Origin of the sequence: Lysobacter koreensis (assembly GCF_042677045.1) — a bacterium.
Taxonomy (GTDB): Bacteria; Pseudomonadota; Gammaproteobacteria; order Xanthomonadales; family Xanthomonadaceae; genus Lysobacter_K; species Lysobacter_K koreensis.
This window is the reverse complement of the sequence record NZ_JBHTIH010000003.1, coordinates 42,175-56,468: the sequence shown is the minus strand read 5'-3', so window position 1 is coordinate 56,468 and position 14,294 is coordinate 42,175. Positions and strand designations below refer to the sequence as shown.

Below are 14,294 nucleotides of genomic sequence, written 5' to 3'. Positions count from 1 at the left end.
GGGCTCGGATCTACAAGAGCCGTGCGTGCAACGCGCTAGCGCTGCTCGCGCAGGAAGCGCGCCATCGACACGTGGTTGCCCGGCGCGGCCGGGGTGAACTCGGCGGCGATGTCGATGAAGCCGCGCATCACCGCGATCTCGCGCGCGCTGCGGTTGAGGGTGTCGCGCTGGTCGGGGTCGGCGCCGGCGTGCAGCAGCTTCTGCACCACGCGCAGCAGGCCGTGCAGCGCGGCCAGGTGCAGCGGGCCGAAGCCGCGCGGGTCCTGTGCGTCCAGGGCGGCGTCGTGGTCGAGCAGCTGGTCGAGCGCGGCGACCAGGATGTCCTCGTCGGCGGCGGTGCCTGGCTCGGCGCGCGCGCCGAGCAGCAGCAGCAGCGGGGTGGTGCCGGCGGCGGCCAGGTCGGCCTCGGCGCCGGCCAGCAGCAGGGTGTCGAGCAGCGCCGCCAGCCGCGAGCGTTCGCGCGCGGTGAAGCCGAACATCGCCGCGCAGTGCAGCGCGGTGCGGCCCTGGCCGTCGGCGGCGTGGACGTCGGCGCCGGCGGCGAGCAGGCGTGCGGCCATGTCCGGCAGGCCCAGCGCGCAGGCCACCATCAGCACCGTCAGCTCGCCCGGCAGGCGTTGCTCGAGCGAGGCGCCGGCGCCGATCAGGCGGTCGACGATTTCGGTGTGGCGCATGCTGACCGCCGCCGACAGCGGGGTCGCGCCGGAGTGCGCGGCCAGTTGCGGGTCGGCGCCGCGCGCGAGCAGCAGGTCGACCACCGCGCGGTGGCCGCCACCGGCGGCGCGCAACAGCGCGGTGCAGCCCTGGCTGTCGGCCGCGTCGACCGGCAGGCCGAGGTCGAGCAGGCGGCGCACGGCGTCGGCATCGCCGACGATCGCCGCGGCCGGCACGTCGTCGGCGAGCAGTGGCCGGTGCGGCAACGGCCAGCCGCGCCAGTCGAGCCAGTCGGCCAGGTCGCGCCGGCCCGAGGACAGCGCGACGCCGAGCGGGGTCTGCCCGTCGGCGGCGAGCAAATCGGGGGAAGCGCCCTGCGCGACCAGTTTCTTCAAGGTCGCCTCGCGACCGAGCGCGGCGGCCAGGTGCAGCGCGCTCATGCCGTGGCTGTCGCGCACGTCGAGGCCGACGCCGATCGCGAGCAGGCGCTCGACCAGGCGCGGCCAGCCCAGCCGCACCGCCAGCGCCAGCGGCGGATCGCCGGCGGCGGAGGTGGCGAACGGATCGGCGCCGCGTTCGAGCAGGTCCAGCGCGCAGCCTTCCAGCGCGCGCCCGGCCTGGTCGCTGATCGCGCAGGCGGTGAGAAAGCGCGCGAGCCCGCCGCTGCCGGCCGGCGACACGCCGCGGCGCAGCAGCGCGTGCAGCACCGGCATCGTCGCCGGCACGCCCGCGAGCGCCACGAACAACGCGGTGTTGCCGTGCGCGCCGCGCGCGTCGGGGTCGGCGCCGTGGGCGAGCAACCAGCCCACCCGCTCCGGCGCGTTCGCGATCGCGTCGTCGTGCAGCAACGCGCCCAGCTCGGCCGCGCTGAGCAGCTTCGCCAGTCCGGCTAGGTCGCGGCGGCCTTCGCACAGGCCATCGCGCAGCAGCGCGGCCGGTGTGCGGTCGGGCAGCGGCGCCTGGCCGCTGTCGCCATCGCTGACCGCCGACGGCAGCACGTAGCCGGCATCGAGGGTGGCCACCAGCGCCCAGCGACCGGCCTCGGCGGCGCGGTCGATCGCGCGCTTGCCCTCGCTGTCGTGCTGTTCGGGATCGACGCCCAGTTCGAGCAGCCGCTGCACCAATGCCGGCGTCGCCTGGTCGGCCGCGCACGCGAGCGCCAGCGCATTGCGGCCTTGCGCGTCGCGGGCCTGCGCCTCGGCGGCGCCCCCGCGCGGCAGGTGTTCGAGCAGCCGTTCCAGCACGCCGGCGTGGCCGCCGCGTGCGGCCTCCAGCAGCGGCGTGCGCCCGTGCGCGTCGGCGCCGGCGGCGTCGGCGCCGGCGGCCAGCAACACCTGGGTGATCTCGACGTGGCCGGCCAGCGCGGCCTCGTGCAAGGCGCTGCGCTGGTCGGCGCCGCGCGCGTCGACCTTGGCCTTGAGCTTGAGCAGCAGCTGCACCCCGGCCGGATCGTCTTCCTCGCCGCCGGCCGCGGCCAGCAGCACCGGCTGGCCGCCGGCGGGCTCGGGCTTCGCGCCGCGCTCGAGCAGGAACTTCGCCAGCCGCCAGTTGCCCGCGGCGCAGGCCACGCCGAGCGGCGACAGGCCTTCGGCGTTGAGGGTTTCCAGTTCCGCCGCAGCGTCGCGCAGCAACGCGGCCACGCCCGGGTCGGAGCTGTGCGCGGCGTGGTGCAGCGCGGTGTTGCCCTCGCTGTCGGCCGCGCGCGGGTCGGCGCCGTTGGCGAGCAGGGTCATCACCGCGTCGGGACGGCCGTGCCAGCTGTCGCGGGTGGCGGCGAGCAGCGGCGTCATGCCCGCGTGCGCGGCATTGAGATCGACGCCGCGCGCGATCAACGCCCGCAGCAGACGCAGGTCGGGCAGCACCGCGGCCAGCACCGGCAGGCTGCGCTGGTCGCGGTCGGCGGCCGGCGGCGGCGCGTGCACGTCGGCGCCGGCGTCGATCAGTTCCAGCGCCTGCTCGACGCGGCCGGCGCGCGCGGCCGCGTAGACCGCGGCCTCCAGCGGCTCGCCGTCGGCGTAGATGGCGCCGGCGTCGGCGCTGTCGTCCTCGAGCAGTTCGAAGCCGGCCAGCAGCTGCGCCGGTGCGATCCGTTGCAGCAGCGCGTGCAGCAGCGGCGACGCGATTGCCAGCGCGGCGGCCAGCGGCCAGTGCAGACCGCTGCGCAGCAGGCCCGGCCACGCCAGCGCGATCACCCACGCCGCCAGCAGCGCGACGATCGACGCGACCCCGAGGCCGCGCCAGGACCCGGTCTCGAATTCGCCCAACCCGCGCCAATGCGGCGGCAGCGCGCCGCCGTCGCGTTCCAGGCCGTGCCACAGCGGCCACAGCCGCCACAGCCCCAGCAGCGCCATGGCGACCACCACGCTCAGGCCGAGCACCGCCGGCAGCGATCCGGTCTGCAGCAGCGACGACAGCGGCCACGCCACCAGCGCCGCGAGCACCGCGACCCCGGCCGCCCACAGGCCGAGCAAGGCCACGCCGTCGCGTTGCAGTTCGCGCGCATCGAGCGGGCCGCGACGGCGCCAATGCGCGACCGCCAGCGCGAACGCCGGCTGCGCGAGCGTGCCGCACAACGCGGCGACCACGCCGCCGAAACCGGCCAGCGCGGCCAGCAGCGCGCCGAGCGCGAACAGCAGCACGTGACGATGGCGCGCCAACGGCGCGGAGGCGGCGGTCGGATCAGCCATCGGTGCCCCAGTCCTCCGTCATCGGGTCGAGCACGGTGGCCGGCAGCTGCAGGTGGAAGCCGCGCGCGGCGAGGTTCTCGCGCACCACCGCGACGTCGCCGCGGGCGAGCTTGCGTTCCGCGGTCAGCGCGATCTCGAACACGAACTGCAGGGGCCCCAGCCGCGCGCGCACCGGCTCGGGCAGGCGCGTGAAATCGTCGCGCGTGGCCAGGAAAACATAGGTGTCGTCCTTGCGGAGACTCTTGTAGACAAAGGCTTGCATGAGGGCTGGCCAGGAGCCGTCTGGCCGGGATTTCCGCGCAGCGTCACGTGGTGCACAGCATACCCGCCCGTCCGCGCGCCGCGACATCGGTGTTCAGCGCTCAGCGCGGGCGTTTCATGTACCGCAAGAGGACTTCCTTCGCGCCTGGCGCCGGACCCTCCCTCGTCGCCATGGGCACCGCGTCGCGGTCAGTGGTAGCCCGCGTCGGCGGCGACCTTGCCCTTGAACACCCGGTACGACCAAAAGGTGTAGCCCAGGATCATCGGCAGCAGCACCACCAGCCCGGCCAGCACGAAGCCCTGCGACGACGGCGGCGAGGCGGCCTGCCAGATCGTCAGCGATGGCGGCACGATGTTCGGCCAGATGCCGAGCACCAGCCCGGCGAAGCCGAGCGCGAAGAAGCACAACGTCAGCAGGAACGGCGCCGCGTCGCGGCCCTCGCGCATCACCGCGCGCCACAGCGCGAATGCGTTGGCCAGCGCCAGCAGCGGCACCGGCGCCAGCCACAGCAGGTTCGCGCCCTCGAACCAGCGCGCCATGATCCGCGAGTCGAGAAACGGCAGCCACGCGCTGACCAGGCCCATGAACGCGACCACCACCAGCACCAGCGGCCGGGTCAGCGTGCGCGCGACCAGCTGCATGCGGCCCTCGGTCTTGAGGATCAGCCAAGTGGATCCCAACAGCGCGTAGCCGAACACCACCGCCACCCCGGTCAGCATCGAGAACGGGCTGAACCAGCCGAACGCGCCGCCCAGGTACTGGCCGCCGTTGAGCGGCATGCCCTCGACCAGCGCGCCGAGGATCACGCCCTGCGCGAATGCCGCGCAGATCGAGCCCAACGAAAACGCGGTGCCCCAGGCCGCTTTCGCGCGCGTGGCCTTGAAGCGGAACTCGAACGCGACCCCCCGGAACACCAGCGCGATCAGCATCAGCAGCACCGGCAGGTACAGCGCCGACAGCACGATCGCGTAGGCCTTCGGGAACGCCGCCAGCAGCCCCGCGCCGCCGAGCACCAGCCAGGTCTCGTTGCCGTCCCAGATCGGCGCGGCGGTGTTCATCATGTGGTCGAGCTGGTGCTCGTCCTCGGCGAACGGCGCGAGGATGCCCAGCCCGAGCACGAAGCCGTCGAGCAGCACGTACATCAGCACGCCGAAGCCAATCACGCCGAACCAGATCACCGGCAGCGCGGTTTCCATGCTCATGTACGCGCCTCCGTGATCGCCGTATCCGGCGAGCGGTTGCCGACCGACAGCGGCCGCGCCGGGGTCTTCTCGCCGTCGTCGGTGTCCGGGGCCGGCTCGTGCGGCAGCGGGCCGGTGCGCACCAGCTTGTGCAGGTACCAGATGCCGGCGCCGAACACGGTCAGGTAGACCACCACGAACACGATCAGCGAGGCCAGCACGCTGCCGGCGCCGACGTTGGGGCTGAGCGCGTCGGCGGTGCGCAGCAGGCCGTAGATCACGTACGGCTGGCGGCCGATCTCGACCACGTACCAGCCGGCGAGGATCGCCACGAAGCCCGACAGCGTCATCGCGCGCCAGCCGTTCAACAGCCACACCGAGTCGAACAGGCGCCGGCGCCGCCACGCCCACAGCGAGGCCAGCACCAGTGCGAGCATCGCCAGGCCGAGCCCGACCATCACCCGGAACGCGTAGAACACCGGCTTCACCGGCGGCCGTTCGCTGGCCGGCACCGCCTTGAGCGGCTGGATCTGGCCGTCGAGCGTGTGGGTGAGCACCAGGCTGCCGAGCTTCGGGATCGCGATCTCGTAGTCGTTGCGTTCCTCGCGCTCGTTGGGAACCGCGAACAGCACCAGCGGCACGCCACCCTCGTGGCGTTCCCAGTGCGCTTCCATCGCCGCCAGCTTGGTCGGCTGGTGCTCACCGACGTTGAGGCCGTGCAGGTCGCCGACGAACACCTGCGCCGGCACCGCCAGCGCGGCGAACACGACCGCGTGTTTCAACATCCGCTTGCCGGCCTCGACGTGCACGCCGCGCCGCAGGTAGCTGGCGCCGACGCCGCCGATCACGAAGCAGGTGGTGATGAACGCGGCCAGCACCATGTGCGCCAACCGGTACGGGAACGAGGGGTTGAAGACGATGTCCCACCAGCTCGCCGGTTCGAATATCCCGTCGACGATGGTGTAGCCGGCCGGGGTCTGCATCCAGCTGTTGGCCGAGATGATCCAGAACGTCGAGATCAGCGTGCCCAGCGCGACCATGCAGGTCGCGAAGAAATGCAGCTTGTGCGAGACCCGCTTCCAGCCGAACAGCATCACGCCGAGGAAGCTGGCCTCGAGGAAGAACGCGGTCAGCACCTCGTACGACAGCAGCGGCCCGAGGATGTTGCCGGCGCGCTCGCTCAACACCGCCCAGTTGGTGCCGAACTGGAAGCTGAGCACGATCCCGGACACCACGCCCATGCCGAACGAGATCGCGAAAATCTTCAGCCAGAAGAAGTAGAGGTCGCGCCACAGCGCGTCGCGCGTGCGCAGCCAGCGGAACTCGATGAAGGCCAGCCAGCTGGCCAGGCCGATCGTCAGCGCCGGGAACACGATGTGGCAGGAAATAACGAAGCCAAACTGGATCCGCGACAGCAGCAGGGCATCCACGCAGCGCACCTCCGCGGCACGCGGGATGCGCCGCGACGCATATTGTGCGCCGCGTCATGGGCCGCGGCAAAGGCGAACATGCCGGATGGCCCGATTGCGCACACGGTGTGGCTGCTAACCTGCGCCGGTTTCCATTCGATCCGGCCCGCCGATGCGCCTCGCTCCGACCACGCTTGCTTCTGTCCTGTCCGTGTTGCTGCTTTCGTCCATCGCGTCGGCGCAGGACGCCAACGTCGCGCCACCGCTGACCCTGCAGCAGGTGATGGCCGACCCCGACTGGATCGGCCCGCCGGTCGAGCAGGCGTGGTGGTCGTGGGACGGCCAGCGCGCGTTCTACACGCTCAAGCGCGATGGCGCGACGATCCGCGACACCTACCAGCAACCGATCGCCGGTGGCGTCGCGGCCAAGCTGGACGGCGCCGCGCGCGCCGACATCGACGCCGCGCAGCCGGTGTACGACACCCCGCGCACGCGCATGGCGTTCGTGCGCAACGGCGACGTGTTCGTGCGCGACCTGCGCAGCGGCGCGCTGACCCAGGTCACGCGCAGCGAGGCAGCCGAAGCGCGGCCGCAGTGGGGCAGCAGCGGCAACCTGGTGTTCCGGGTCGGCAACGACTGGTTTCAGTGGCACGCCGGCAGCGGCGTGGGCCAGGCCGCGATCGTCAAGGCCGAAAAGGACCCGGCCGCAAAGCCCAAGCCCGACGACCTGCGCGAGCGCCAGCTCGCGACGATCCGCACGCTCAAGGACGACCGCGCCCGCCGCGAGGCCGCACGCGAGCAGGACGAGGCTTGGCGCCGCAGCGATTCGACCCGCGCGCCGGCGCCGACCTACCTCGGCGAAGGCCTGGAGATCGTCGACAGCGCGCTGTCGCCCGACGCGAAGTGGCTGCTGGTGGTGACCCAGGCCAAGGACGCCGACGCCGGCACCGCCGGCAAGATGCCCAAGTACGTGACCGAGTCGGGTTACGAGGAATTCGAGGAGGTCCGCACCCGGGTCGGCCGCAACGCGCCGCGCCCGCACAAACTGTGGCTGGTCGATGTCGGCAACGCCAAGGCCAGCGAGCTGAAGTTCGACGCGCTGCCCGGCATCAAGGACGACCCGCTCGCGGCGCTGCGCAAGGCCGCCAAGCTCGACCCGCTCAAGGGCCCGCGCGACGTGCGCATCGAGACCGACGGCGATGGCAGCGGCCCGGCGATCCACTGGAGCGACGACGGCCGCCAGGTCGCGCTGCTGGTGCGCGCGGTCGACAACAAGGACCGCTGGCTGACCAGCGTCGACCTGGCCGGCGCGAAGCTGCAGGTGCGCCACCGCCTGACCGACCCGAAGTGGGTCAACTGGAACTTCAACGAGTTCGGCTGGCTGCGCGACGGCGCGCTGTGGTTCCTGTCCGAGCACAGCGGCTACTCGCACCTGTATGTCAGCGCGGGCGGCGCGCCGCGCGCGCTGACCTCGGGCACGTGGGAAGTGTCGTCGCCGCAGCTGGCCGCCGACGGCGGCACCTTCTACTTCACTTGCAACCACCGGTGGCCGGGCGACTACGAGGTCTGCGCGGTGGACCGCAACGGCGGCGCCGTGCGCGAGATCACCGAGCTTGACGGCGTCGAGGATTTCGCGCTGTCGCCGGACGGCGCGAAACTGCTGGTACGCCACTCCGACAGCTACACGCCGCCGCAGCTGGCGGTAGTCAATGCCAACGGCGACGGGCTCCTCCAGCTCACCGATACCCGCAAGCCGGAGTTCCGCAACCGCGACTGGATCGAACCCGAATACGTGCAGGTGCCCAGCCAGCACGGCGCCGGCACCATCTGGGGCAAGTACTACGGCCCGAAGACCGTCGAGCCCGGCCGCAAGTACCCGATCGTGATGTTCGTGCACGGCGCCGGCTACCTGCAGAACGTGCACGACAAGTACCCGAACTACTTCCGCGAGCAGATGTTCCACAATCTGCTGGTGCAGCGCGGCTACATCGTGCTCGATCTCGACTACCGCGCGTCCTCGGGCTACGGCCGCAACTGGCGCACCGACATCTACCGGCAGATGGGCACGCCGGAACTGGAAGACTACCTCGACGGCCTGGCCTGGCTCGCCGCCAACAAACAGGGCGACAAGGACCGCGCCGGCATCTACGGCGGCAGCTACGGCGGCTTCATGACCTTCATGGCGTTGTTCAAGCAGCCCGGCGTGTTCAAGGCCGGCGCCGCGCTGCGCCCGGTCGCCGACTGGTCGCAGTACAACCACGAGTACACATCCAACATCCTCAACACCCCGGTGCTCGACCCGCAGGCGTACAAGACCTCCTCGCCGATCGAGTACGCGGCCGGGCTGCAGGACCACCTGCTGATCGCCCACGGCATGATCGACGACAACGTGTTCTACAAGGATTCGGTGGTGCTGGCGCAGAAGCTGATCGAACTGCGCAAGGACAAGTGGGAGCTGGCCTCGTACCCGCTGGAGCGGCACGGCTTCACCCACCCGGACAGCTGGTACGACCAGTACCGGCGGATCCTCGAACTGTTCGACCGCACCCTCCAGCCCGCGGGTTCAGCTATGTAGAGCCGGCCCGCCGCGCGGTGGACTAAGCTGGCTCCCTCGACCTGCGGGGACTCGCCATGACCACGCCTGCGACCATGCTCGCCCCGGTGATCGACGCCGATACCTACCTGGACAACGTCACCGCGTGCGACCACGTGGTGCACCTGTACGAGCGCGACGACGTCTTCCTCGACACGCTCGAGGGCTTCGTCCGCGGCGGCTTTCGCGGCGGCGAAACGGTGGTGGTGATCGCCACGCCCGCGCACGTCTACTCGCTCGAGCACCGGCTGCGGATGGCCGGCTGCAGCCTCAACGAACTGCGCGCGCGCGGCGAGTACGTGGCGCTGGACGCGGCCCAGACCCTGGCGCGCTTTACCGTCGACGGCGTCCCCGACGAGTCGCGGTTCATTGGCGTCATCGACTCCCTGCTCGACGAGGTGCAGGCCAGCGGCCGGCGCGCGCGCGCGTTCGGCGAAATGGTCGCGTTGCTGTGGGCCGAGGGCAATCGCGAAGGCGCGCGGCGGCTGGAGCAGATGTGGAATCGCGTCTGCCACGAACGCGGGTTGTCGCTGTTGTGCGCCTACCCGCGCACCAAGGCCGAGTCGATCGCATCGTTCCGCGAGGTCTGCAGCCTCCACTCGCACGTGATCGCGGCTTAGTTCGACCGCCGGGCACCGAGCGCCACGCAGGGCGCGCCCGTCGCCGGCTCCTGCGAACTTCCCGGCCGCAGCGGCGCCGGCGGTCGCGCCCGTAGAATGCGCGCCATGACCGACACCCCCTCCGACTTCGAGCGCGTCCGCGACTACCTGTCCGGCCTGCAGGATCGCCTGTGCACCGCGCTCGAGAGCGCCGACGGCGGCGCGCGTTTCGTCGAGGACGCGTGGCTGCGACCGGAAGGCGGCGGCGGCCGCACCCGGGTCCTGCGCGACGGCGCGGTATTCGAGCAGGCCGGCGTCGGCTTCTCCGACGTATCCGGCACCACCCTGCCGCCGTCGGCGAGCGCCGCCCGGCCCGAGCTCGCGGGCGCCTCGTGGCGCGCGGTCGGCGTGTCGCTGGTGCTGCATCCGCGCAACCCCTACCTGCCGACCACGCACGCCAACGTGCGCCACTTCCGCGCGGTGCGCGACGGCCAGACCGTGGCATGGTGGTTCGGGGGCGGCTTCGACCTGACCCCGTTCTACCCGTTCGACGAGGATGTGCTGCACTGGCACCGCACTGCCCGCGCGCTGTGCGAGCCGTTCGGCGGCGCCGCGCGCTACGCCGCGCACAAGCGCTGGTGCGATGAATACTTCCTGCTCAAGCACCGTGGCGAGACCCGCGGCATCGGCGGGCTGTTCTTCGACGACCTGCACGAGGATTTCGAGCATGACTTCGCTTACCAGCGCGCGGTCGGCGACGGCTTCCTCGACGCCTACCTGCCGCTGGTCGAGCGCCGCCGCGACATGCCATACGGCGAGCGCGAGCGTCAGTTCCAGCTTTACCGGCGCGGGCGCTACGTCGAGTTCAACCTGGTGTTCGACCGCGGCACCCTGTTCGGCCTGCAGTCGGGTGGCCGCACCGAGTCGATCCTGATGAGCCTGCCGCCGCTGGTGCGCTGGGAGTACGGCTACACGCCCGAGCCGGGCAGCGCCGAGGCGCGGCTGGCCGACTACCTCGCGCCCCGCGACTGGTTGTCAGAGCTGGCCTGATCGGAACCGGTCCGATCGAAGCTGGCCTGGTCGGAGCCGGCCTGATTCGCTTCGTCGGGCACGTTCGAGGTCGGTTCACCGCTGTCGCTTTCGCGCTTCACCACGGAAATCATGCCGTTGGTCTCGAGCAGCGCGATGCGCACGTCGGTCAAGGTCATCTCGCCGGATTGGCGCAGCGCCTCGTTGAAGTCGTCCTCGCTGACCAGTTCGCGCTTGAGCACGCTGCGGAACAGCTGGCCGTCGCGCGCCAGCACCACCGGCACGCCTTCGACCAGGCGCTCGGCGCGCTGGCTGCGCGAGGTCACGAACGCCACGCACCAGTTGACTGCGATCAGCGTCGACGCCAGCAGCAGGCCACCGAGCAGCGACACGTCCTCGCCAAGCAGCGAGTTCTGCACCGCCGAGCCCAGCAGCACGATCAGCAGCATGTCGAACGGGGTGAACTGGCCCATCGTGCGCTTGCCCGACACGCGGATCAGCACCAGCAGCACGGCGTAGACCGCGGCCGCGCGCAGCACGAACTGCCACCACGGCATCGACAGCTCGAACAATTCGGACATGGGTGGTTCCCTGCGGTCGGACGGACCGTGATCGGCGCCGCGCGACGATTGTCACGGTTGCGGGCGTGACCGCCGTGCAAACAGCGCCCGGCGTGGCGCGCCCACCACCGGGAAAACCGCAGGCAAGAGCACCCGACAGGAATCCCAGGCAATAAAAAGCCCCGCAGGCAGGGGGGGCCGGCGGGGCTGGTGGAGCGGGGGCCTGGGGAGGGACCTTACGCTCCGGGGATCACTCCAGGGGAGGGAGAGATCTGCGACAGACGTTGCATCTGTCGCGACCTATAAGACCACTCCGGACATGGACAGTTCGTGAAGATAAGGGTTAAGGTTTTGTTGGATTCAGTCTCGATTCATTCCGCCAAATTCGGCTAACACGTCGTTAACGCCAGCCATCAGTGCGCTTCGTCCCAGTTGTCGCCAATTCCGCTGTCCACGACCAGCGGCACGCGCAGCTCCGCGGCCGCCGACATGCGGCCGGTTACCGCCTCCAACAGCGTTGGCACGAAATCCGCATCCGCCTCGAACACCAGTTCGTCGTGGACCTGCAGCACCATCAGCGCCGGCACCTCCTGCCCCGCCGCCCCCTGCCCCGCCAGCCAGGCGTCGATGGCGATCATCGCGCGCTTGATGATATCGGCCGCGGTGCCCTGCATCGGCGCGTTGATCGCGGCGCGCTCGGCGCCGGCGCGCAGGCCCTGGTTGCGCGCGGCGATGTTCTCCAGGTACAGGCGGCGGCCAAACACGGTTTCGACGTAGCCCTGCTCGCGCGCCTGCTGGCGGGTGCGCTCCATGAAGTCGCGCACGCCCGGGTAGCGGGCGAAGTACAGCGCGATGTAGTCCTGCGCCTCGCCGCGGCCGATCCCGAGCTGCTTGGCCAGGCCGAACGCGCTCATGCCGTACATCAGGCCGAAATTGATCGCCTTGGCGGCGCGGCGCTCGTCGCTGCCGACCTCGTCGATGGCCTTGCCGAACACTTCGGCCGCGGTCGCGCGGTGGATGTCGGCACCGGAGCCGAACGCGCGCAGCAGCGCCGGGTCCTCGGACAGGTGCGCCATGATCCGCAACTCGATCTGCGAGTAGTCGCAGGCGACGATCTTGCGGCCGGGTGGCGCCACGAACGCCTTGCGGATGCGGCGGCCGTCGGCGGTGCGGATCGGGATGTTCTGCAGGTTCGGGTCGCTCGACGCCAGCCGCCCGGTCGCCGCGCCCGCCTGGTGGTAGCTGGTGTGCACGCGGCCGGTGCGGGCGTTGACCATCTCCGGGAGCTTGTCGGTGTAGGTGCTGCGCAGCTTGGCCAGGCTGCGGTAGTCGAGGATCACGCGCGGCAGCTCGTGCTGGTCGGAGATCGCCTCCAGCGCCTCCTCGTTTGCCGACGGCTGCCCGGTCGGGGTCTTCACCAGCGCCGGCAGCTTGAGCTCCTCGAACAGCAACGCGCACACCTGCTTGGGCGAGTCGAGGTTGAACGTGCGCCCGGCCAACTCGGTCGCCTGCTGCTGCAACGCGAGCATGCGCCGTCCGAGGTCGGCCGACTGCCGGCGCAACTCGTCGCCGTCGATCAGCACGCCGTTGGCCTCGATCCGCGCGAGCACCGGCACCAGCGGCATCTCGATCTCGCGGTAGACGCGCTCCAGCGCCGGCTCGGCCGCGAGTTTCGGTGCCAATGCACGGTGCAGGCGCAGGGTCACGTCGGCGTCCTCGGCGGCGTAGCGGGTGGCGTCGTCGAGTGCGACCTGCGAGAACAGGATCTGCTTGGCGCCCTTGCCGGCGACGTCGCTGAACTTGATGGTGTCGTAGCCCAGGTAGCGCTTGGCCAGCGAGTCCATGTCGTGGCGGCTGGCGGTGGCGTTGAACACGAAGCTCTCGAGCATGGTGTCGTCGGCATAGCCGCGCACGTCGACGCCGTGGCAGCGCAGCACGTGCAGGTCGTACTTGCCGTGCTGGCCGAGCTTGCGCTTGCCGGCATCGGCGAACAGCGGCCGCAGCGCGTCGAGCACTTCGCCGCGGCCGAGCTGCGCCGGCGCGCCCGGGTAGTCGTGGCCGACCGGAATGTAGGCGGCGTGGCCGGGCGCGACCGCCAGGCTGATGCCGACCAGGTTCGCGCACAGCGCGTCGAGCGAATCGGTCTCGGTATCGAAGGCGAACTCGTCGGCTGCGTGCAGGCGCGCGACCCAGGCGTCGAGCTGCTCCGGCGTGGTGACCATCTCGTATTCGCCGGGCGCGGCGAGCGCCGCATCGGGCGCTTCGGCCGCGGCTCCGCCCGTGCGCGCGTAGCCGGCGGCGGTGTTGCGCACCCCGGCGGCGCCGGCATCGCCGGCGCCGCCGTCGAGTTCGCGCAGCGCCTGCTTGAACCCGTAGCGCGCGTACAAACCGCGCAGCTGGTCGACGTGGCGTTCGCGCAGCAACAACTCGTTCGGCGTGCGGTCGAGCGCGACGTCGAGCTTGATCGTCGCCAGCGTGCGGTTGAGCGGCAGCCGCGGCAGCGCCGCGCGCAGGTTCTCGCCGATCTTGCCCTTGACCGCGTCGGCGTGGGCGATCACCGCGTCGAGCGTGCCGTACTCGGCCAGCCACTTGGCCGCGGTCTTCGGCCCGCACTTGTCGACGCCGATGATGTTGTCGACGCTGTCGCCCATCAGCGCCAGGTAGTCGACGATCTGCTCCGGGCGCACGCCGAACTTCTCGACCACCCGCGCGTCTGAATCCAGCCGGCTGCCGCTCATGGTGTTGACCAGGGCGATCCCGGCGCCGCCATCGGCATTGCGCACCAGCTGGGCGAAATCCTTGTCGCCGGTCGAGATCGTCACCGCGATCCCCTGCGCCGCGGCCTGCACGGCCAGCGTGCCGATCACGTCGTCGGCCTCGACCCCGTCCACGCGCAGGATGTCGATGCCCAGCGCATGCACGATGTCGCACATCGGCTGCACCTGGGCCCGCAGGTCGTCCGGCATGGCCGAGCGGGTGGCCTTGTACTGCGGGTAGAGATCATCGCGGAACGTGCGACCGGGCGCGTCGACCACGTAGGCGACGAAGTCGGGGCGCTCGTTCAAGGTCGCGCGCAGCATGTTGACCACGCCGAACAGCGCGCCGGTCGGTTCACCGGCGTCGTTGGTCAGGGGCGGCAGCGCATGGAACGCGCGGTACAGGTAGCTGGAACCATCGATCAGGACGAGGCGGGGGGGCGTGGCGGTCATGCGGCGATTCTACGCCGCGGGTATGCAGTGCCTGCGAGCCGGAAACGGGGCGCTTCGCGCCATCGGCGACGAGGCGCTGTCGCGCCGGCGATGCGGGGGTTTCACGTCGCC

At 71.2% G+C, this 14,294-nt stretch carries 8 protein-coding genes and 1 pseudogene; 3 read left to right on the top strand and 6 right to left on the bottom strand.

What is annotated here, in order from left to right:
* Window positions 1-35: 35 nt before the first annotated feature.
* The 4 genes from ACFQZQ_RS05620 to ACFQZQ_RS05605 form a co-directional block, all read right to left on the bottom strand.
* Window positions 36-3,341, bottom strand: coding sequence for an ankyrin repeat domain-containing protein (locus ACFQZQ_RS05620; protein WP_386811720.1), 3,306 nt, complete (start codon window positions 3,339-3,341; stop codon window positions 36-38).
* Complete coding sequence (locus ACFQZQ_RS05615; protein WP_386811718.1) at window positions 3,334-3,603, bottom strand: YcgL domain-containing protein; 270 nt, start codon at window positions 3,601-3,603, stop codon at window positions 3,334-3,336. Before ACFQZQ_RS05615 ends, ACFQZQ_RS05620 begins: the two co-directional genes overlap by 8 nt.
* Window positions 3,604-3,791: 188 nt before the next feature.
* Window positions 3,792-4,805, bottom strand: a complete 1,014-nt coding sequence (cydB, locus tag ACFQZQ_RS05610; RefSeq protein WP_386811716.1) for a cytochrome d ubiquinol oxidase subunit II — start codon at window positions 4,803-4,805, stop codon at window positions 3,792-3,794.
* Window positions 4,802-6,214 carry a cytochrome ubiquinol oxidase subunit I gene (locus tag ACFQZQ_RS05605; protein ID WP_386811715.1) on the bottom strand — a complete coding sequence of 471 codons (1,413 nt, stop codon included), beginning with the start codon at window positions 6,212-6,214 and terminating at the stop codon, window positions 4,802-4,804. The genes cydB and ACFQZQ_RS05605 overlap by 4 nt, the downstream gene beginning before the upstream one ends.
* A 151-nt stretch (window positions 6,215-6,365) precedes the next feature.
* Here ACFQZQ_RS05605 and ACFQZQ_RS05600 point away from each other — a divergent pair, with 151 nt between their 5' ends.
* The 3 genes from ACFQZQ_RS05600 to hemF all read left to right on the top strand — a co-directional run bounded on the left by ACFQZQ_RS05600 (window position 6,366) and on the right by hemF (window position 10,435).
* On the top strand, window positions 6,366-8,768 hold the full coding sequence (locus ACFQZQ_RS05600) for a S9 family peptidase (RefSeq protein WP_386811714.1): 2,403 nt from the start codon (window positions 6,366-6,368) through the stop codon (window positions 8,766-8,768).
* A 56-nt stretch (window positions 8,769-8,824) separates the two neighbouring features.
* Window positions 8,825-9,406 carry an MEDS domain-containing protein gene (locus tag ACFQZQ_RS05595; RefSeq protein ID WP_386811713.1) on the top strand — a complete coding sequence of 194 codons (582 nt, stop codon included), beginning with the start codon at window positions 8,825-8,827 and terminating at the stop codon, window positions 9,404-9,406.
* Between the two features lie 105 nt (window positions 9,407-9,511).
* Window positions 9,512-10,435 carry an oxygen-dependent coproporphyrinogen oxidase gene (hemF, locus tag ACFQZQ_RS05590; protein ID WP_386811711.1) on the top strand — a complete coding sequence of 308 codons (924 nt, stop codon included), beginning with the start codon at window positions 9,512-9,514 and terminating at the stop codon, window positions 10,433-10,435.
* A gap of 89 nt (window positions 10,436-10,524) precedes the next feature.
* On the opposite strand, the pseudogene ACFQZQ_RS05585 reads toward hemF, so the two are convergent.
* Window positions 10,525-10,995 (bottom strand): annotated as a pseudogene (locus tag ACFQZQ_RS05585) (DUF421 domain-containing protein); the annotation flags it as partial.
* Window positions 10,996-11,387: 392 nt separating this feature from the next.
* Window positions 11,388-14,183, bottom strand: a complete 2,796-nt coding sequence (gene polA / locus ACFQZQ_RS05580; RefSeq protein WP_386811710.1) for a DNA polymerase I — start codon at window positions 14,181-14,183, stop codon at window positions 11,388-11,390.
* Between the last annotated feature and the right edge of the window lie 111 nt (window positions 14,184-14,294).

Coding starts and splice junctions, on each gene's coding strand:
- ACFQZQ_RS05620 (WP_386811720.1), bottom strand. CDS start 3,341: ATGGCTGATCCGACCGCCGCCTCCGCGCCGTTGGCGCGCCATCGTCAC.
- ACFQZQ_RS05615 (WP_386811718.1), bottom strand. CDS start 3,603: ATGCAAGCCTTTGTCTACAAGAGTCTCCGCAAGGACGACACCTATGTT.
- cydB (WP_386811716.1), bottom strand. CDS start 4,805: ATGAGCATGGAAACCGCGCTGCCGGTGATCTGGTTCGGCGTGATTGGC.
- ACFQZQ_RS05600 (WP_386811714.1), top strand. CDS start 6,366: ATGCGCCTCGCTCCGACCACGCTTGCTTCTGTCCTGTCCGTGTTGCTG.
- ACFQZQ_RS05595 (WP_386811713.1), top strand. CDS start 8,825: ATGACCACGCCTGCGACCATGCTCGCCCCGGTGATCGACGCCGATACC.
- hemF (WP_386811711.1), top strand. CDS start 9,512: ATGACCGACACCCCCTCCGACTTCGAGCGCGTCCGCGACTACCTGTCC.
- polA (WP_386811710.1), bottom strand. CDS start 14,183: ATGACCGCCACGCCCCCCCGCCTCGTCCTGATCGATGGTTCCAGCTAC.